The organism is Pseudomonas sp. IPO3774, from assembly GCF_013386835.1.
Taxonomy (GTDB): domain Bacteria; phylum Pseudomonadota; class Gammaproteobacteria; order Pseudomonadales; family Pseudomonadaceae; genus Aquipseudomonas.
Map to the genome: position 1 here is coordinate 327,893 of NZ_JACAQY010000013.1, position 19,466 is coordinate 347,358.

General features: G+C 62.4%; 16 protein-coding genes. 9 read left to right on the top strand and 7 right to left on the bottom strand.

The window, feature by feature from the left end; genetic code table 11:
* Window positions 1-99 precede the first annotated feature (99 nt).
* Window positions 100-1,134, top strand: a complete 1,035-nt coding sequence (locus HYE77_RS07510) for a histone deacetylase family protein (protein ID WP_177068618.1) — start codon at window positions 100-102, stop codon at window positions 1,132-1,134.
* Window positions 1,131-2,222 (top strand): polyamine ABC transporter substrate-binding protein, encoded by a 1,092-nt coding sequence (locus tag HYE77_RS07515; RefSeq protein WP_093203570.1) that lies wholly within the window; start codon window positions 1,131-1,133, stop codon window positions 2,220-2,222. Before HYE77_RS07510 ends, HYE77_RS07515 begins: the two co-directional genes overlap by 4 nt.
* A gap of 21 nt (window positions 2,223-2,243) precedes the next feature.
* Here HYE77_RS07515 and HYE77_RS07520 read toward each other — a convergent pair whose 3' ends face one another.
* Window positions 2,244-3,806 carry a PLP-dependent aminotransferase family protein gene (locus HYE77_RS07520; protein WP_134327549.1) on the bottom strand — a complete coding sequence of 521 codons (1,563 nt, stop codon included), beginning with the start codon at window positions 3,804-3,806 and terminating at the stop codon, window positions 2,244-2,246.
* A gap of 90 nt (window positions 3,807-3,896) precedes the next feature.
* Between HYE77_RS07520 and HYE77_RS07525 the strand changes: the two genes are divergently transcribed.
* The 3 genes from HYE77_RS07525 to HYE77_RS07535 are packed head-to-tail and all read left to right on the top strand — an operon-like array spanning window position 3,897 to window position 5,660.
* Entirely contained in the window at window positions 3,897-4,532 is a 636-nt protein-coding gene (locus HYE77_RS07525) for an FMN-binding negative transcriptional regulator (protein WP_177068619.1), read from the top strand.
* On the top strand, window positions 4,529-4,975 hold the full coding sequence (locus HYE77_RS07530; RefSeq protein WP_003213433.1) for a GNAT family N-acetyltransferase: 447 nt from the start codon (window positions 4,529-4,531) through the stop codon (window positions 4,973-4,975). The genes HYE77_RS07525 and HYE77_RS07530 overlap by 4 nt, the downstream gene beginning before the upstream one ends.
* Before the next feature lie 13 nt (window positions 4,976-4,988).
* A complete protein-coding gene (locus HYE77_RS07535) occupies window positions 4,989-5,660 on the top strand; it encodes a GNAT family N-acetyltransferase (protein ID WP_177020311.1) in 672 nt (223 codons plus the stop codon).
* Between the two features lie 220 nt (window positions 5,661-5,880).
* On the opposite strand, the gene HYE77_RS07540 is transcribed toward HYE77_RS07535, so the two are convergent.
* Window positions 5,881-6,156 carry a helix-turn-helix domain-containing protein gene (locus HYE77_RS07540; RefSeq protein ID WP_087694596.1) on the bottom strand — a complete coding sequence of 92 codons (276 nt, stop codon included), beginning with the start codon at window positions 6,154-6,156 and terminating at the stop codon, window positions 5,881-5,883.
* A gap of 87 nt (window positions 6,157-6,243) precedes the next feature.
* On the opposite strand from HYE77_RS07540, the gene HYE77_RS07545 reads away from it, so the two are divergent.
* On the top strand, window positions 6,244-9,216 hold the full coding sequence (locus HYE77_RS07545) for an autotransporter domain-containing protein (protein ID WP_177068620.1): 2,973 nt from the start codon (window positions 6,244-6,246) through the stop codon (window positions 9,214-9,216).
* 111 nt (window positions 9,217-9,327) lie between these two features.
* Window positions 9,328-10,656 carry an autotransporter domain-containing protein gene (locus HYE77_RS07550; protein ID WP_177068621.1) on the top strand — a complete coding sequence of 443 codons (1,329 nt, stop codon included), beginning with the start codon at window positions 9,328-9,330 and terminating at the stop codon, window positions 10,654-10,656.
* Window positions 10,657-10,725: 69 nt separating this feature from the next.
* On the opposite strand, the gene oadA is transcribed toward HYE77_RS07550, so the two are convergent.
* On the bottom strand, window positions 10,726-12,534 hold the full coding sequence (gene oadA, locus HYE77_RS07555) for a sodium-extruding oxaloacetate decarboxylase subunit alpha (RefSeq protein ID WP_003213440.1): 1,809 nt from the start codon (window positions 12,532-12,534) through the stop codon (window positions 10,726-10,728).
* Window positions 12,535-12,545: 11 nt separating this feature from the next.
* Entirely contained in the window at window positions 12,546-13,961 is a 1,416-nt protein-coding gene (locus HYE77_RS07560) for an acetyl-CoA carboxylase biotin carboxylase subunit (RefSeq protein ID WP_003213442.1), read from the bottom strand.
* Window positions 13,962-14,155: 194 nt separating this feature from the next.
* On the opposite strand from HYE77_RS07560, the gene HYE77_RS07565 reads away from it, so the two are divergent.
* Complete coding sequence (locus HYE77_RS07565; RefSeq protein ID WP_102604039.1) at window positions 14,156-15,130, top strand: LysR family transcriptional regulator; 975 nt, start codon at window positions 14,156-14,158, stop codon at window positions 15,128-15,130.
* On the opposite strand, the gene HYE77_RS32560 is transcribed toward HYE77_RS07565, so the two are convergent.
* Window positions 15,060-15,257, bottom strand: coding sequence for a PA3496 family putative envelope integrity protein (locus tag HYE77_RS32560; protein WP_076013218.1), 198 nt, complete (start codon window positions 15,255-15,257; stop codon window positions 15,060-15,062). The two genes, HYE77_RS07565 and HYE77_RS32560, sit on opposite strands and share 71 nt — an antisense overlap.
* On the opposite strand from HYE77_RS32560, the gene HYE77_RS07570 reads away from it, so the two are divergent.
* Window positions 15,195-15,422, top strand: a complete 228-nt coding sequence (locus tag HYE77_RS07570) for a hypothetical protein (protein WP_256347147.1) — start codon at window positions 15,195-15,197, stop codon at window positions 15,420-15,422. The genes HYE77_RS32560 and HYE77_RS07570 overlap by 63 nt on opposite strands.
* Window positions 15,423-15,479: 57 nt before the next feature.
* Here HYE77_RS07570 and hexR read toward each other — a convergent pair whose 3' ends face one another.
* Together hexR and HYE77_RS07580 are read right to left on the bottom strand one after the other, a co-directional pair.
* Window positions 15,480-16,346: a transcriptional regulator HexR gene (hexR, locus tag HYE77_RS07575; protein ID WP_003213447.1), complete on the bottom strand. Its 867-nt coding sequence runs from the start codon at window positions 16,344-16,346 to the stop codon at window positions 15,480-15,482.
* Between the two features lie 162 nt (window positions 16,347-16,508).
* Window positions 16,509-19,382 carry a GGDEF domain-containing phosphodiesterase gene (locus HYE77_RS07580; protein WP_177068623.1) on the bottom strand — a complete coding sequence of 958 codons (2,874 nt, stop codon included), beginning with the start codon at window positions 19,380-19,382 and terminating at the stop codon, window positions 16,509-16,511.
* Between the last annotated feature and the right edge of the window lie 84 nt (window positions 19,383-19,466).

The window sequence follows — 19,466 nt, forward strand, 5'->3', positions numbered from 1 at the left end:
TTGGCCATATTTATCCCCTTTTGGCCGCTCCTGCCATTCTCATTAATCCCACCCGCCGCAAGACTGGACTCACCGATTCAGCCTGCGGAGAACAACAATATGCTGACGATCTACTCGGACGATCACCACCTGCACCATGGCCGGTGCGAGTTGATGGACGGGCAACTGATGCCCTGTTTTGAAATGCCCTCGCGCGCCGACCATGTGTTGCAACGGGTCAAGGACCGCGAACTGGGCCCGGTGCAAGCGCCTGAGGATTTTGGCCTGGCGCCGCTGCAACGTATTCACAGCCCCGCGTACCTGGACTTCTTCAAAGGCGCCTGGCAACGCTGGACGGCATTTGGCCAGGACGGAGACTTGCTGCCCTACACCTGGCCCGCACGCACCTTGCGCCGGGTCATCCCCAGCAGCCTGCACGGCCAGCTCGGCTATTACAGTTTCGACGGCGGCGCGCCGATCACCGCCGGCACCTGGCAAGCGGCCTACAGCGCGGCGCAAGTCGCTCTCACCGCGCAACAGGCGATCCAGCAAGGCGCCCGCAGTGCCTTCGCCCTGTGCCGTCCGCCCGGGCACCACGCCGCCAGCGACTTGATGGGCGGATATTGCTACCTCAACAACGCGGCGATCGCAGCCCAGGCGTTTCTCGACCAGGGCCACACAAAGGTGGCCATCCTCGACGTGGACTACCACCACGGCAACGGTACCCAGTCGATTTTCTACGAGCGCGACGATGTGCTGTTCACCTCGATCCACGGCCATCCGGAGGCGGAATTTCCGTTCTTCCTGGGCTACGCCGACGAGTTGGGCGAAGGCGCCGGCGAAGGTTTCAACTTCAACTATCCGTTGCCCGCAGGTTCTGGCTGGGACCGCTGGAGCGCCGCACTGGAGCAGGCCTGCGGGGATATCGAGCGCTACGGCGCCGACATCATCGTGGTCTCGCTGGGCGTCGACACCTTCAAGGACGACCCGATCTCCCAGTTCAAGCTCGACAGCCCCGACTACCTGGCGATGGGCGCGCGAATCGCCCGCCTCGGCAAACCGACGCTGTTTGTGATGGAAGGCGGCTACGCCGTGGAAGAAATCGGCATCAATGCCGTCAACGTTCTCGAAGGTTTTGAGGGATTCGCCCAATGAACATGCTCAAGCATCTCGTCCTCTGCGCCGCCGTGCTGAGCGGGGCCGCGCACGCCGAAGAAAGAACCCTGCGGGTCTACAACTGGTTCGACTACATCACGCCCAAGGCCCTGGAGGATTTCAAGGCGCAGAACCCCAGCGTCAAGCTGGTCTACGACATCTTCGACACCAACGAAGCCCTGGAGGCCAAGCTGCTGACCGGCAACTCCGGCTATGACGTGGTGGTGCCGTCCAACGTGTTCCTGGCCAAGCAGATCGAAGCCTCGGTGTTCCAGCCGCTGGACCGCAGCAAACTGCCCAACTGGAACCACCTCGATCCCAAGTTGATGAAGCTGATCGAGGCCAACGACCCCGGCAATAAATTCGCCGTGCCCTACATGTACGGCACCATCCTGATCGGCTTCAACCCGGACAAGGTCAAGGCCGCGCTGGGGGCCAACGCCCCCGTGGACAGCTGGGACCTGATCTTCAACGTCGAGAACATCAGCAAGCTCAAGCAATGCGGCGTGGCGCTGCTGGATTCGCCGTCGGAAATCCTGCCGCTGGCCTTGCAGCACCTGGGCCTGGATCCCAACAGCAGCAACCCGGCGGACTATGTCAAAGCCGAAGCATTGCTGATGAAGATCCGCCCGTACATCACCTATTTCCACTCGTCCAAGTACATGGCTGACATTGCCAACGGCGACATCTGCGTGGCGGTCGGCTATTCCGGCAGCTTCTCCCAGGCCGCCAACCGCGCCAAGGAAGCCAAGAACGGTGTGACCGTGGACATGCGGCTACCCAAAGAAGGCGCGCCGATCTGGTTCGACATGCTCGCGATCCCCAAAGGCGCCAAGGACCCGGAAGACGCCTACGCCTTTATCAACTACCTGCTGCAACCGGGCGTGATCGCGCCGATCAGCGATTTTGTCGGTTACCCCAACCCCAACAAGGACGCCACCGGGTTGGTGGATCCGGCGATTCGCAACAATCCCAACCTGTACCCGACCGAGGCGGCCATGGCCACGCTGTATACCCTCAAGCCCCTGGGACGTGACGCCGAACGTGCCAGGACCCGCGCCTGGACCAAGATCAAGTCCGGCACCTGATCGGTTGCCGCCGGTTGCGCCTCAGTGCGCAACCGGCGCGCGCCAAACCTGGCCCAAGCGCTTCAACGCCTGGCTGATCTGCGCCTCGGGCACGGCAGCAAACCCCAACACCAATCCGGCACGCTGATCCTGCGGCGTGAGTGACTCCGGCAGCCAATAGCTGCTCAAGCCATTGACCTCCACACCCACTGCCGCCGCCTGTTGGATCAGCGCCTGTTCCCGCGCCAGGCTGTCGACCCGCACGGTCAGGTGCAGCCCGGCCGCCACCGACGGCAGGCGGCCAACACCTTCAACGCCGGCGGGCCATTCGGCCAATAGCGCATTGAGCCGGCTCTGCGCGGCGCGGCGCATGCGGCGTACATGACGCTGGAAATGCCCGGTCGCCATGAACTCCGCCATCACCGCCTGGGTGCTGACTTCCGAGTGGCGCACATCCACCGCGCGGCGCCGGGCAAAGGCCTGGACCAGGCCGGCCGGCAACACCAGGTAGCCCAGGCGCAGCGCCGGAAAGGCCACCTTGCCGAAAGTCCCGACATACAGCACCCGCCCCGTGCGATCGAGGGCCGCCAGTGGCGCCAGGGGCGCGCCGCTGTAGCGGTACTCACCGTCGTAGTCATCCTCGACGATCCAGCCGCCCGTACGCTCGGCCCAGGCCAGCAGTTCCAGGCGCCGGGCCAGGCTCATCACCACGCCGGTGGGGTATTGATGGGACGGGGTGACGTAGGCCAGGCGGCAACCGCCGAGGCGGTTCAAGGCAGCGCAGTCGATGCCCTCGCTGTCCACCGTCACGCCATGCAATTGGCCGCCCGCCACCGCGAACGCATGGCCTGCTGCCCGATACCCCGGATTCTCGATGGCAACCTCATCGCCGGGCTCCACCAGCAGCTGTGCACAAAGGCTGATTGCCTGCTGCGCGCCACTGGTGATCACTATTTGCTCAGCCGTGCACTGCATGCCGCGAGAACTGCGTAGATAGGCCGCAATCAATCCACGCAGGCGCGCGTCGCCCGCCGGGTCGCCGTAACACAACTGCTGCAAGTCCGGCTTGCGCCAGAAAGCCGCATTCAGCTTGGCCCACACGTCAAACGGGAACAGATCGAAAGCCGGTACGCCCACCCGGAAGGCCCTCGGCGGACCGCTGGGCGGAAGCGCCAAATGATTGTTTTCCACCCGCGCCAGCGCACCGCTGTGGATAACTTGACTGGACGAAAACACAGGTAAATCCGGGCGTTTTGTGGATAAACCTGGGGATAAGCCTGTTGATAACCCTGTGGACACTTTTGTGGATAGTTTTTTTGCGGGCGTCGACGTCTGCGGCAATTGCGCCACATAGGTGCCATCACCCACGCGGCCTTCGATAAATCCTTCGGCATACAGTTGGTCGTAAGCGCGAACCACACTGTTGCGCGAGATCGACAGCGCGGCCGCCAGGTCACGGCTGGCGGGGAGCCGGGTGCCACTGACCAACCGGCCATCCAGTACTCGCTGGCGCAGCGCCTGATAGAGCTGGCGGGTGAGTCCCTGGCGGCGGTCCAACTCGATACCCGCCGGGTTGAACGAGAGCGGTGGTTCTAACGCAGGCATGGAATTGGACCTATAAAATTGACTATAGATGGCTCTTACAACGAACCAATAGCCTGCCTAGGATGCAGGCATTCGCCAAGGAAAATCTTCATGTACACACCACGCGCCTTTGCCCTCGATGACTTGCCCGAAATCCAGCAACTGATCCAGCACACGCGCCTGGCGCAACTGGTGACCTTGGGCGAACAAGGCCTGCAAGCCAGCCATTTGCCGCTGCTGCTCAACCCGGATGAAGGGCCCAACGGCACCCTTTACGGGCACATGGCCAAAGCCAATCGCCAATGGCAGGACCTGCAAAATGGCGGCGAGGCCCTGGTGATTTTTGCCGGGGCCGAGGCCTACGTCAGCCCGTCGTTCTACCCGGCCAAGGCCGAACACGGCAAAGTGGTGCCGACCTGGAATTACATCGCGGTACACGCCTACGGCACCGGCGAAGTGTTCACCGACGCCGAGCGCCTGCTCGAACTGGTCAGCGCCCTCACCGACCGCCATGAAGGCAATCGCGCCCAACCCTGGAAAGTCAGCGACGCCCCGGCCGACTACATCGACGGCATGCTCAAGGCCATCGTCGGCTTTGCCCTGCCGATCCAACGCCTGGAAGGCAAACGAAAACTCAGCCAGAACCGCAGCCCGGCGGACATCGCCGGCGTTCGTGAGGGCCTCGCGGCCAGCACCGACGTGCGCGACCAGACCCTCGCCCGCTTTATTCCCAAGGAGCCAACATGAGCCAGATCGAAATCCGCCAGGTCAGCGCCGCCGACCACGCCGCTTGGTTGCCCCTGTGGCAAGCCTACCTGCGCTTCTACAACACCGAGCTGCCCGACGCCGTCAGCCAGAACACCTGGCAACGCTTGATCGACGCCAATGAGCCGACCCACTCGGCCCTGGCCTGGCAGGACGGCAAGGCCGTAGGCATGGTCAATTTCATCTACCACCGGTCCAACTGGAGCATCGAGAACTCCTGCTACCTGCAGGATTTGCTGGTAGACCCGGCCCAGCGCGGCACCGGCGTCGGCCGCAAGCTGATCGAATTCGTCTACGCCACCGCCAAGGCCGACGGTTGCTGCAAGGTCCACTGGCTGACCCACGAGACCAACGCCACCGCCATCCAGCTGTACGAACGCATCGCCGAACGCCCCGGCTTTATCCAGTTTCGCAAAGGTCTTTAAGGAGAAGCACAGCATGACGACATCATTGGCCGACTGGAAAGGTGTCCCGGCGCCCACCGTCACCCTTATCGAAGGGCGCTTCGTGCGCCTGGAAAAACTCGACCCGGCCCGCCACGGCGATGACCTGTTCAACGCCCTGCAAGGCCCCGGCGCGGATCCGAAGCTGTGGGACTATTTGCCTTACGGCCCATTCCCCGAGCGCGCCGCCTTCGATGCCTGGCTGAACAACCACGCGTCCCACAGCGACCCGTACTTCTTCAGCGTGATCGACAAGGCCAGCGGCGAGGTGCAAGGCATCCTCAGCCTGATGTCCATCGTGCCCGAGCAAGGCCGCATTGAAATCGGCCACGTGACCTTCGGCGCCCCGATGCAACGTTCACCGAAAAGCACCGAGGCGGTGTACCTGCTGGCCAGGCACTCGTTTGAGCTGGGCAATCGCCGCCTGGAGTGGAAGTGCAACAACGCCAACGCCCGCTCCAAAAACGCCGCCGAGCGTTTGGGTTTCAGTTTTGAAGGGGTGTTTCGCCAGCACACGGTGGTGAAGGGAAAGAACCGGGATACGGCGTGGTATTCGATCCTGGATGGGGAATGGCCGGCGATTGGGGCCGGGTTTGAAGCGTGGCTGTCGGATGCAAACCAGACCGGTTCGGGACAGTTGAAAACGCTGGTGGAGTGCCGTACCTAAGCCACCCTGCCACCCCCTGACAAATGTGGGAGCGGGCTTGCTCGCGAAAGCGGTGTATCAGTCACGAATGTATCAACTGACCCACCGTCATCGCAGGCAAGCCCGGCTCCCACATTGTATCTTCAGCGTATCCGGGCCTTGTGCTCAGCCGAGGCGAATAGGCGAGCATCTATACCTTGAAATACTTGCTCACGATCAAACACCACGCCATCGCCTTTTCCTACAAGCTTCTGCGAACCTTCACCACTCCCATCTTCAACCCAAACGGCCTGAACACTGCGTTCAACGACTTCAGCGTCTGATTGCCCTCGCCATGTTCGATATGCACCAGCGTGCGTACGGAGATTTTGCACATCTTGGCAAACTGGCTCTGATGCAGCCCAGTGACTTCCGTTCGCAGCCGGCGTACCGCCTCGGCTATTTCCAGCGTTCCCTCGGCCAATGCATCCTGAATGCTTTCGATCAACCGAGTTCGTTCTTCAACCGTCAGGCTCATTTCAATCCCCGTCACCTCCTCGCCATCATTCTGTAAAAAACCTCCGCTATACAGGTCGACTCTTTTCCAAAAACAAGGTCGCCCGCCATGCCCCCTTCGCCCCAGCGCCTTGCGCTCACTCTCGGCCTGCTGGTCAGCAGCGGTTTTGTCGATGCGGCGCCCACGCCAACCAAGACGCTGCAGATCGACACGCCCACCACCACCGGGCAAACCCTGGGCGGTAGCGACTCGCTGACGATTTCGGCACCGGGCAGTATCACCACCTCCAAAGTCGCGGTGACCTTGAAGGACGGCACCACCGGTAATGGCGTGGTGATCGACAACTCCGGCAGCATTACCTCCACGGGTGGCCGGGCCATCGACAGCAGCGGCAGCCTCACCGGTACGCGCAACTACAGCATCTACAACCGCGCCGGCGGCGTGATCCAGGGCGCCAACGACGCGCTGCGCATCGACAGCAATTTCGCCAGCGGCAGCCTGTTGATCGACAACAGCGGCACCATTCGCTCCGCCACCGGCCAAGGGCTGGACCTGGATGCGATCCGCAGCTCCAACGTCACCACCACTATCATCAACCGCCAAGGCGGGCTGATTCGCGGCGACGCCAGCGACGGCATGAAGACCGGCGGCAACGCTACGATCACCAACTACGGCGAGATTTCCACCGGCGACACCCACTCGCGCGATGACAAATTCGACGGCGTCGACATCGACTCCGCTACTGGCGTGACCGTCACCAACTACGGCCTCATCTCCGGCGGCCGCCACGGCATCACCACCGACCTGGGCGCCACGCTGACCAACTACGGCACGGTAATCGGCCGCAACGGCTCGGGTTTTGGTTCCGACGGCGATGGCACGGTGATCAACCACGGCACTATTACCGGCGCATTCTCCGGACTGCAGCCGGACGGCGATGGTGACGGCGTGGACATCGACAAGATTGCCCACATCGAAAACTACGGAGTCATCCAGGGCGTCGGCGCCGGTGGTGTCGACAAGAACGGCTTTGCCAACGGCAGCGAAGGCATCGCCCTCGGTGGTGGCTACGTGTTCAACGGCGTGGGTGCATTGGTAAGCGGTGCCAACAACGCGGTGCTGGTGGACGACGGCAGCGACGGCCCGGGACTTGCTGCAACCACCCTGATCAACCATGGCACCATTCAGGGCCTGAACGGCTTCGGTGTGAAGTTCGTCGGCGAGTTTGCCGACACGGTGGTCAACGCCGGCTTGATCAGCGGCAGCAACGGCCTAGCCCTGGATTTGGGCGGCGGCGATGACACGCTGACCCTGCTCGGCGGCAGCCGCTTTGTCGGCGTGGTGGATGGCGGCACCGGATATGACCGCGTGATCATGGACGACGCCGCCGGCGGCAGTTTCGGCGACAGCCGCAACTTCGAATGGCTGGACGTGAAGCAAGGCACCTGGACCCTCACCGGCAGCGGCGACTTCAGCGACGGCGGCGAGATTTTCAGGGGCGCCAAGCTGATCAACCAGGGCGGGATCGCTGGCAACCTGACCGTCGATGAAGGCGGTATTTATGCCGGTGGCGGCAGTGTCGGCAGCCTGTTGGTCAAAGGCACCTTGCAGACCAACACCGCCCTCGGCACCGCCAGCATCACCCGCGACCTGACGATGACCAGCGGCTCGACCCTGGCCTATGGCGTGAATGCCGACGGCAGCAGCGCACCGGTCCAGGTCGGCGGCACCGCGTACCTGAATGGCGCGACCCTGGCGGTCAATCCCGGCACCGGCACCTACCCGTGGCAGAGCCACTACACGGTACTGCAGGCCGGCAGCATCAATGGCACGTTCGGCAAGGTCACCAGCGACTATGCCTTCCTCACCCCCACCCTGGATTACAGCCCTACCCAGGTCGGCCTGACCTATTCCCGCAATGACGTGGCGTTCAATCAGTTCGCCAACACCGGCAACGGCACCCGCGCCGCCAACGCCCTGGCGAGCCTGGGCAAGAACAACGCGTTGTACAACGCCTTGCTCAACACCACCAACAGCAGCGCCGGTGCCGCCATCGAGCAATTGGCCGGCAGCAGCACCGCCAACCTGACCAGTGCCACCCTCGGCGCCAGCGCCCAGGTCGGCAACAGCATGTTGAACGCCATGCACCAACTGGGCGGCGGTGCCGGACTGCTGGTGGGCCTTGATCAAAAAGACACCCCCGTACTGGCCGCCACCGGCGTACCCGCCGAAGCCCGCAACCTCAACGACCCCAACGCCCGGGGCCGCCTGTGGCTGCAAGGTATCGGCAGCTACGGCAAGCTCGACGGCGACCACGGCAGCAATGGCCTGACCCAGCGCACCAAAGGCAGCGTGCTGGGGGCCGATTGGGCGCTCGATTCGGACTGGCGCGTGGGCGTGCTGGGCGGTTATTCGAAGACCGACCTGGACACCACCGGCGTCGACGGCAGCGTCGACAGCTGGCACGCCGGCGTCTACGCCATGCGCCAGAGCGGACCGCTGGCCTTGCGCCTGGGTGCTGCGTACAGCGGGCACCAGGGAGACAGTAAACGTACGGTGGCCTTTGACGGTTTCAACGATCGGCCCAAAGGTGACTACGACGCCAACAGCCAACAAGCCTTCGCCGAACTGGGTTATGCCATGGGCAGCGGGCGCCTGAGCGCCGAGCCGTTCGCCAACCTCGGCTACCAGCGCTACCACCGCGACAGCTACAACGAAAAAGGCGCCGCCGCCGCCCTGCATGTCGACGGGCAAACCCAGGACAATTTCAGCAGCACCTTCGGCCTGCGCCTGGCGCACTTGAGCCAGCTGGACAACGGCATCAGTCTCACACCGCGGGTCAGCGCCGGCTGGAAACACACCTACGGCGACGTGGACAGCAGCACCCGCCAGGCCTTCCTGATGGGCGGCACCGCGTTCAACGTCGAAGGCAGCGCCCTGGACCGCGACAGCCTGTTGCTGGAAGCCGGGCTGGATGTAGGCCTGTCGGCACGCCATACCCTCGGCGTGGGCTACAGCGGCGAAATAGGCAGTAACAGCCGCAATCACGGGCTGATCGGGCAATGGCAGATGAGTTTTTAATCGCGGCCCACTAGAGACATCTCTGGCAGGCAAAGGGTGGATGGCCTGACATTTATCCGCCCTTTACCCCGCTAGATTTCCCGACCTCATACATCAAGAGGTCGGACCTGCATGCCACTCCTTCAGAAACAACTCGCACTCGCCATCACCTTCGCGCTGGGTGCCACCAACGCTCAATTCGTCCAGGCGCGAGGGGACATCGATCCAGACAGCGAGTGGTTCATCCCGGCGCCAGAGGCCGGCCAGCAAGGCCACCAGCGCCCCAAGCCACCCAAGCCCACTCCCGACTTTAACTTTACCGACCACGCCACCACCCGTAACGGCCAGCAGGTTGCCCGCGTACTGGACTCTGCCGTGGACACCCTCATCAAGTCGGGCGAACTCAATGAGTGGCAAGAGTACGAACTGGACAATATCGCCCGGGAACTTGGCAGGCTGGCACCGGGCCGTGTGGGTGCAGTTCTGGAGCAACTGGCAGGCAGCCAGAACGCCAACCTTGGCGCCGCCACTCAAGACAGCATGAAACAGCTCAACAGCAGCCTGCTTTCAGTCATGCGCCGGACAGGCGACGAACGCAACCTTACGGATGCCGAAGGCAATGGCCACGTATGGTTCCAGGCCCTGGGCAACGCTGGCAAGCTTGAAGGACAGCACGGTAGCGTGGGCCTGCAGCAACACACCCAAGGCCTGATGCTGGGCGGCGACTGGGCAGTGGACGATGCCTGGCGGGTGGGTGTGATGGGCGCCAAGTCCGCCAGCGACCTGAACGCCAAACGCTTCAAGGGCGAACTGGACAGCTGGCACCTCGGCGGTTACGCCGTGCGTCAGGACGGCCCCCTTGCACTGCGCCTGGGGGCGATCTACAGCAGCCATGCCGGCCAAACCCAACGCAGCGTAGACTTTGATTTCGTCGAGCGCCGCGAGCAGTCGAAAGGCAAATACAACGCCCAAAGCCAGAACGCTTTCGCCGAGCTGGGCTATCAACTGGACAAGGGCAGTTTCAGCGTCGAACCCTATGCGGGGATCGGCTACCAGCGCTATCACCGCGACCGCTACAAGGAAAAAGGCGGCTTTACAGCGCTGAATGTCGGCGCCCAGACCCAGGAAAACCTCAGCAGCACCTTCGGCTTGCGCCTGGCCAGTGCCTTTACGCTGGACAACCAGATGGCCCTCAAGCCGCACCTGAGCACAGGCTGGAAGCACCTCTACGGTGACGTGAGCAGCACCGTGCGCCAGTCCTCCGCGTGGGTAAAACGGCCGGGCTTCAACAGTGACTTCACCATCGAAGGCACCTCCCTGGACCGCGACAGCCTGGCGCTGCACACCGGGGTGGACCTGGCGCTGTCGACCCGGCACACCGTGGGCCTGGCCTATACCGCCGAGGTCGGCACCCACAGCCGTAACCAGGGTTTGCTGGGCCAGTGGACCCTGGCGTTCTGATTATTGCGGGCAAAAAAAAGGGGGCACATGCCCCCCCGAGGTTTAAGCGGTAGTTTCGAAGGCTGTTGATCAGCCTTCGATTTCAATCAGGATTTCACCCGGGTTGACCCGGTCGCCCTTGGCCACGTGTACGGCGGTGACCTTGCCGGCGATCGACGCCTGTACTTCGGTCTCCATCTTCATCGCTTCAGTGATCAACACAGCCTGGCCGGCCTTCACCACGTCGCCTTCCTTGACCAGCACGTCGACGATGTTGCCCGGCATCGCCGTGCTGACATGGCCTGGCGCGGTGGCGTGCTTGCGCTTGCTGCCGCCACTGCTGACAAACTCGTTGAGCGGCTCGAACACCACTTCTTCCGGCATGCCGTCGATGGACAGGTAGAAGTGGCGCTTGCCTTCGGCCTTGACGCCCACCCCGGTGATGTCCACGCGATAGCTTTCGCCGTGCACGTCGATCACGAACTCGGTCGGCACACCTTCGCCACCGGCACGGGCCACGCCGCCGGCTTCAGGAATCGGCAACAGCACTTCAGGGCTCAAGGTGCCAGCGTCGCGCTCTTCAAGGAATTTGCGCCCGATGTCCGGGAACATCGCGTAGGTCAGTACGTCTTCTTCGGACTTGGCCAACGCGCCGATTTCGCCGCGCAACTTGGTCATTTCCGGCTTCAGCAGATCTGCCGGGCGATGGTCGATCACCTCTTCGCTGCCGATGGCCTGGCGCCGCAGTTTTTCATTCACGATGCCCGGCGCCTTGCCGTAGCCGCCTTGCAGGTACAGCTTCACTTCGTTGGTGATGGTCTTGTAGCGCTCGCCGGCCAGCACGTTGAAGAACGCCTGGGTACCGACGATCTGCGAAGTCGGAGTGACCAGCGGCGGGAAGCCAAGGTCTTCACGAACCCGCGGGATTTCGGCCAGCACTTCGCTCATGCGGTTCAGCGCGCCCTGCTCTTTCAGCTGGTTGGCCAGGTTGGAAATCATCCCGCCCGGTACCTGGTTGACTTGCACGCGGGTGTCGACGGCGGTGAATTCGCTTTCGAACTGGTGGTACTTCTTGCGCACGGCGTAGAAGTACAAACCGATTTCCTGCAGCAGTTCCAGGCTCAGGCCGGTGTCGAATTCGCTGCCTTTGAGGGCCGCGACCATCGACTCGGTACCCGGGTGGCTGGTGCCCCAGGCGAAGCTGGAGATAGCGGTGTCGATATGGTCGGCACCGTTTTCGATGGCCTTGAGCTGGCACATCGAAGCCAGGCCCGCAGTGTCGTGGGAGTGGATGAAGATCGGCAGGCTCTGCTCGGCCTTCAGCGCCTTGACCAGCTCGCCGGTGGCGTATGGCGTCAGCAGGCCGGCCATGTCCTTGATCGCCACCGAGTCGCAACCCATGGCTTCCATTTGCTTGGCCTGGGCCACGAACGCCTCGATGGTGTGCACCGGGCTGGTGGTGTAGGCGATGGTGCCCTGGGCATGTTTGCCGGCGGCTTTTACCGCTTCGATGGCCACTCGCAGGTTACGCACGTCGTTCATCGCGTCGAAGATGCGGAACACGTCGATACCGTTGACAGCGGCCTTGGCGACGAAGGCTTTGACCACGTCGTCGCTGTAGTGGCGGTAGCCCAACAGGTTCTGGCCACGCAGCAGCATTTGCAGGCGCGTATTGGGCAACGCCGCGCGCAGTTTGCGCAGGCGCTCCCACGGGTCTTCTTTCAGGAAGCGTACGCAGGCGTCGAAGGTCGCGCCGCCCCAGACTTCCAGGGACCAGTAGCCGACTTTGTCGAGCTTGTCGCAGATCGGCAGCATGTCGTCGGTGCGCATGCGGGTTGCCAGCAACGATTGGTGGGCGTCGCGCAGGATGGTGTCGGTTACGAAGATCTTCTTGCTCATTCTTATATTCCTCACAGGCCTGCGTGGGCGGCGATGGCGGCGGCGATGGCCAGGGCCAGCTCTTCGGGTTTGCGCTTGATCGAGTAGTTGGTCAGCTCAGGGTGGCTTTCCACAAAACTGGTGTTGAACTGGCCGCTGCGGAATTCCGGGTTGCGCAGGATTTCCTGGTAATAGGCGGCGGTGGTCTTCACGCCTTGCAGGCGCATGTCATCCAGGGCGCGTAGGCCGCGGTCCATGGCTTCTTCCCAGGTCAACGCCCACACCACCAGCTTCAGGCACATCGAGTCGTAGAACGGCGGGATGGTGTAGCCGGTGTAGATCGCCGTGTCGGTACGCACGCCGGGACCGCCGGGTGCGTAGTAACGGGTGATCTTGCCGAAGCTGGGCAGGAAGTTGTTCTTCGGGTCTTCGGCGTTGATGCGGAACTGCAACGCAAAACCCCGGTGCTGAATGTCTTCCTGCTTGACCGACAGCGGCAGGCCCGACGCAATGCGGATCTGCTCACGCACAATGTCGATGCCGGTGATTTCTTCGGTAATGGTGTGTTCCACCTGCACCCGGGTGTTCATCTCCATGAAGTACACCTCGCCCTCGGCGAGCAGGAACTCCACGGTGCCGGCGTTCTCGTAGCCCACGGCCTTGGCCGCGCGCACCGACAGGTCGCCGATGTAGGCGCGCTGTTCAGGGGTCAGCTGGGGGCTTGGGGCGATTTCGATCAGCTTCTGGTTACGGCGCTGGATCGAGCAATCGCGCTCGAACAGGTGCACCACATTGCCGAAGCTGTCACCGAGGATCTGCGCCTCGATGTGCTTGGGGTTGACGATGCATTTTTCCAGGAACACTTCCGCCGAACCGAAGGCCTTGGTGGCTTCGGAAATTACCCGGGGGAAGGCTTGTTCGAGTTCTTCACGGCTGTTGCAGCGACGGATACCGCGACCGCCACCACCGGAGGTGGCCTTGAGCATCACCGGGTAACCAATGCGGTCGCCTTCGGTGAGGGCTTCGGCGATGTCGGCAACGTTGCCTTCGGTGCCCGGGGTCACCGGTACGCCGGCCTTGATCATGCTGCGGCGGGCTTCAGTCTTGTCGCCCATGCGGCGAATCACTTCTGCGGACGGGCCGATGAACTTGATCCCACGTTCGGCGCAAATGTCTGCCAGCTCGGCGTTTTCCGAGAGGAAGCCGTAGCCGGGGTGCAGCGCGTCGCAACCGGTTTCCACCGCCAGGTTCACCAGCTTGCGCGGGTTCAGGTAACCGGCCAATGGCTCGGCACCGATGCTGTGGGCTTCATCTGCACGCTTTACATGCAGGGCATGGCGATCGGCATCGGAATAGACCGCGACCGAACGAATGCCCATCTCGGCGCAGGCACGCACGATACGTACGGCAATCTCACCACGGTTGGCGATCAGGATCTTTTTTATCACTTGGAAATTCCCTTGAGCCGATTGCTACCTACTTCGACCCTGGAAGCGGGTCGGCGCGTGACCAAATGTTTCATGGCAGTCGCGTGACACACACTATGCCCCTGCAGGGATTAACAAAAATCAATAATTATTGGGTTGTGTATAAGCAAAGACTTATAGTCGTCGCATCAAGGGTCGGCAGGAGTGTTTTAACAATGCGTAAGTCATTGATGCGTATGACATTGCGTCAATTGCAGATTTTCAATGAAGTCTGTGATTTGCGTTCCTACAGCCGCGCAGCCGAGGAAATGTCCCTCACGCAACCGGCCGTTAGCCTACAAATCAAGCAGCTGGAAGAGCTGCTGGGCCAGCCATTGTTCGATTACGTCGGCAAAAAGCTCTATATGACTGAAGCTGCTGAAGCCTTGCAACGGGCCAGCCGGGACATTTTCGGCCGCCTGGAAAACCTCGATATGCAACTCTCCGACATGCAGGGCTCGTTGCAGGGCCAGCTGAAACTGGCGGTGGAATCCAGCGCCAAGTACTTCGTGCCGCACCTGTTTGCCGCCTTCAAGCGCCAGCATCCGGAGGTCAACCTGCACCTGACGGTGGTCAACCGCGCCCAGGTGATTCGCCGGCTTTCAGACAACCGCGACGACCTGGTGATCATGTCGATGGTGCCCCAGGACATGGGCCTGGAATTCCTGCCGTTCCTGAACAACCCGATTGTCGCGGTGGCACCCCACGATCATCCGCTGAGCCATCAAGGGCCGTTGCGCCTGCAGGACCTTGAGCCTTACACGCTGCTGTTGCGCGAGCCGGGGTCCGGGACGCGGATGGCGTGCGAGGAGTATTTCAAGGAGAAGCGCGTGCACTTCACCCAGACGGTGGAAGTGTCTTCGGCCGAGGCGCAGCGCGAGTGCGTGACCGCCGGGTTGGGCGTGGCGCTGCTGACGCGCCACGCGGTCAACCTGGAACTGGCCACCGGCGGGCTCAGGGAGCTGCCGGTGGAAGAACTGCCGCTGTACCGCAGTTGGTGCCTGGTGCAGGCCAAGGCCAAGCGCCTGTCACCGGTGGCCCATGCATTCCTGGGCTTTATCCGCAGCGAGCGGCTGCAGATCAGCGCGCTGGCTGAGCGCTTCGCTGGGCAGCTGCGGGTGCCTGCCAGTGGAGTTCCGGATAGTCACTGATGCTCTGTTGCAATTGACGCTGATCGCAGCGGTCTTCAATTGCGCGACGGAAGGCCATGCGGCGCTGGTCTTCCTGCTGGCGGCGGGTCTTGACGGTGCTGTTGCTTTCTTCGTATTGCCGAGCCATTTCGAGTCTCCCAATGCGAGTAAGGGGAGTTCAGGATGGGCTCGGGCAATGACGGTTTGGCGGCACGGGGATGACAGGACGATGAATCTTGCGGGGCAGGACCCGATCAAAATGTGGGAGCGGGCTTGCTCGCGAATGCGGCGGGCCAGCCAGCATATTCAGTGACTGACACTCCGCATTCGCGAGCAAGCCCGCTCCCACAATGGGTCCGCGTACAAACTATCAGTCGTCGAGGGCTTTTACGGACTTGGGTGACAACCGAAGGCTGCGCAAGCTGCGCTTCACGCTCTTGAGGTGGTTGACCAGGCTCGGGCCGCGCGCCATGGCCACGCCCATCGCCAGCACGTCGATCACCACCAGGTGGGCGATACGCGAGGTCAGCGGCGTGTAGATCTCGGTGTCCTCGTGTACATCGATCGCCAGGTTGACGGTCGACAGCTCTGCCAATGGCGTCTGGCTCGGGCACAGGGTAATCAGGGTCGCGCCGCTTTCACGCACCAGGTTGGCGGTGATCAGCAAATCCTTGGAGCGGCCGGACTGGGAAATGCAGATCGCCACGTCGCTGGGCTTCAACGTCACCGCCGACATCGCCTGCATGTGCGGGTCGCTGTAGGCCGCCGCCGTCAGCAGCAAACGGAAGAACTTGTGCTGGGCATCCGCCGCCACCGCGCCGGACGCGCCGAAACCATAGAATTCCACGCGCTGGGCCTGGGACATGGCGGTCACGGCTTTTTGCAGCTCCACCGGGTCGAGCTTTTCGCGCACTTCCATCAGGGTGTGCAGGGTGGTGTCGAAGATTTTCAGGCTGTAGTCGGCGACGGAATCGTCTTCGTGGATCGCAAACTGGCCAAAGCTCGCACCGGCCGCCAGGCTCTGGGCCAGCTTGAGCTTCAAGTCCTGGAAACCGGAGCAACCGATGGCGCGGCAGAAGCGCACGATGGTCGGCTCGCTGATGCCCACGCTGTGGGCCAGGTCGGCCATGGAACTGTGCATCACGGCCGCAGGGTCAAGCAGCACGTGATCGGCAACCTTGAGTTCCGATTTGCGTAACAGGTGGCGCGACTGGGCGATATGTTGCAACAGGTTCAAAGGGCTGGACTCTTGTTATTGGCAGACGCCAGGGATGTAGCAAGCTTGTAGTTATACTACAAGAATTAACGATTTGCCCGTTCGATGCATCACTTAATCACGCTGCTGCCCGCTGATTCAGCGGGCAGGCTCGATGTAGCCCCGCGTGCGGCTTGGGCTCAACTATGGAAAATCGGCATTTTTTCGTAACAAATCCGCCAAGCCATCCGCTTCCACCGGCCGACTGATCAAATAGCCTTGCACCTCGTCACATTGCTCATCCCGCAAAAAGTCCAGCTGCTGCTGATCTTCCACACCCTCGGCCACCACCTTGAGCGACAGCCCGTGGGCCATGGCAATGATTGCGCGGGTGATCGAGGCATCTTCGCGTCCCTGGCCCAGGCCACGAATGAACGTCTGGTCGATCTTCACGTAGTCCACGGGGATGCGCTTGAGGTAACTGAGGGATGAGTAACCGGTGCCGAAATCATCAATCGCCAGCTTCACTCCCAGGTCGCGCAGTTGCTGGAAGGTCGAGATGATGTGCTCGACGCTGTCGAGCAGCTGGCTTTCGGTCAGTTCCAGCTCCAGGTATTGCGGATCGAGCCCGGTTTCTTCCAGCACCTGGCGCACCAGGCTGATCAGCTTGCCCTGGCGCAGTTGGTGCACCGACAGGTTGACCGACACCCGAATCGGCGCCAGCCCCTGGCGTTGCCATTCACAAGCCTGCCAGCACGCCTGGCGCAACACGAACTCCCCCAGCGGCACGATCAGGCCGGTTTCTTCGGCCAGCCCGATAAAGTCGCCGGGCGGCACCATGCCCCACTGCGGATGTTCCCAACGAATCAATGCTTCGGCCGCATTCAGCTTGCCACTGGCCAGGCACAGTTTGGGTTGGTAGAACACCGTAAGCTGGCGCTCATCAATCGCCTTGCGCAGCTGGTTTTCCAGCTGCAAACGTTCCAGGGTGCTGGCCTGCAGGCTGTCGGTGTAGAACTGGAAGTTATTACCGCCCAGGTGCTTGGCGTGCTGCATGGCCATGTTCGACTGGCTGACCAACGCGGATATTTCCCGCGCATTGTCGGGCAACAGGCTGACGCCCATTGAGGCACTGACCACCAACTCGTGCCCTTCCACCGTCACCGGCACCCGCAACTTGGCCAGCAACCGCGTGGCCACCCGCGCCAGGCTCGACAGGTTGCCGTAGGCGTCGAACAGCACGGCGAATTCATCGCCAGAGAGCCGCGCTATGGTGTCGGCCTCAGGCAAGGCGTTGATCAAGCGGCGGGCCATTTTCTGCAACAACTGGTCGGCCACTTCATGCCCGAGGCTGTCGTTGAGCAGCTTGAAACGGTCCAGGTTGATATGCAGCAAGGCCAGGCTGCGGCCACCCTGGCGCACCCGCTGATGGGCTTCGCGCAACCGCTCGCGGAACAGCGAGCGGTTGGCCAGCCCGGTCAATTCGTCGTAATGCGTGAGGTAGCGCATGCGCTCCTCGGATTCGCGCCGCGCGGACAGATCAGCGAAGAAACCCACGATATGGCTTACATTTCCCCGAATATCCCGGACTACATTCAGTTGTAGCCATTGCGGGTAGAGTTCGCCGTTCTTGCGGGTTTCCACGAGCTCGCCCTGCCAGGTGCCGTGGCTGAGCAACGCCTGGCGGATCACCGGGAAGTGGCGCCGTGCGTCGCGGCTGCTGGGCAGCTCCACGACATTGCGCCCGATCATGTCGTCGATGTCGAAGCCGGTAACGCGGCTGAATGCCTGGTTGACGGCTATCAGCACGTAGTCCGGGTCGAGGATCACAATGCCTTCGCTGGCCGCCTCGAACACCGTCGATGCCAGGCGCTGCTGTTCTTCCAGGGCCTTGCCGGCGCTGATGTCGCGGCGGGTGCCGAGCATCCGCGTGACGCGTCCACTGGGCGAGCGCTCCACGGCGCGGCCACGGTCCTGGATCCATACCCAATGGCCATCGCCATGGCGCACCCGGTATTCCACCAGGTAGTCCTCGCTGCGGCCTTTAAGGTGCTCCACCAGCGCGCGCTTGAGCAGCGGCAAGTCGTCCGGGTGCAGGCGTGGCTTGAGGTGGCTGAGCATCGCCGTGACGTATTCCGGCTCCAGGCCGAACAACTCCTTGAGCTGCGTGTGGTGGACCTCATCGGTTTGCAGGTTCCAGTCCCACAGACCCAGTTCGCTGGCCTGCAACGCCATGGCCAGACGCGCCTCGCTTTTGCTCAGGGCCAGGCTCGCCGCGTCCAGTTCCTGACTGCGCTGATCGACGCGTTGCTGCAGGCCGATCTGTGCTTCGCGCAACTCTTGTTCGACCTGGCGCCGCTGCTCCACCTCACGCACCAGTTCCTGGTTCAGTTGCTCGCTGCGTTGCTGCGCTTGCTGCAGATGCTCGATCAACGCCTGGTTCTGGAAGCGCCTGAGCAGCCCGCGCTGGATCAGGCGATTGACCTGCCATGCCACCAGGCTCAGGGATGCCAGCAGAATCAGGCCCAGGCAACCCCAGCCTTGCTGTTGCGGGTCGCCGCTCCAGAATAAATAGAGGATGGCCGGCACCAGGCAGGGCACGGCAAACGACAGGAAAGCCGGCAGGCTGACGGCATAGGCAACACTGGCGGACAAGGTCGCCGCGCCGAGCAGGCCGAACACCCAGGCCTGTTGCGCAAAACTGTCCACAGGGACCAGGGCGATGGCAGCACTGGCCAGCGTCAAGCCGCTGACGGCCGAGCCCAGCATGAACATGCGTCGCCAGATCGGCTGCGCCTGGCGGCTGGGCATGGCGGAATCGAACGCCGCCACCTGAATTACCCGCAAGGCCACCAGCGCCAGCAGCCATACAAGCCAAATGCTGTCCAGCAGATAGCGCTGCGGGCTCCAGAGCAACCAGGCGCAGACCAGTCCATTCACCAGCATTAATAAAGTAGGCAGCAGGGAGCCTTGGTAAAGCAGGCGCGTGCGCTCCACCGCCATCTCCATGGCGTAGTGCTTGCGGATAACCTGCGCCGGCGCCACGGAGGGTCCCGCCAGGTCAATGCTAAGGGTCATAGGCAGTGTTCTTATAATGGTGAGCCCGAAACGTCGACGGAGCATACACAAGCAAACGCTCGGGCCAAACTGCCCCAAGTCATA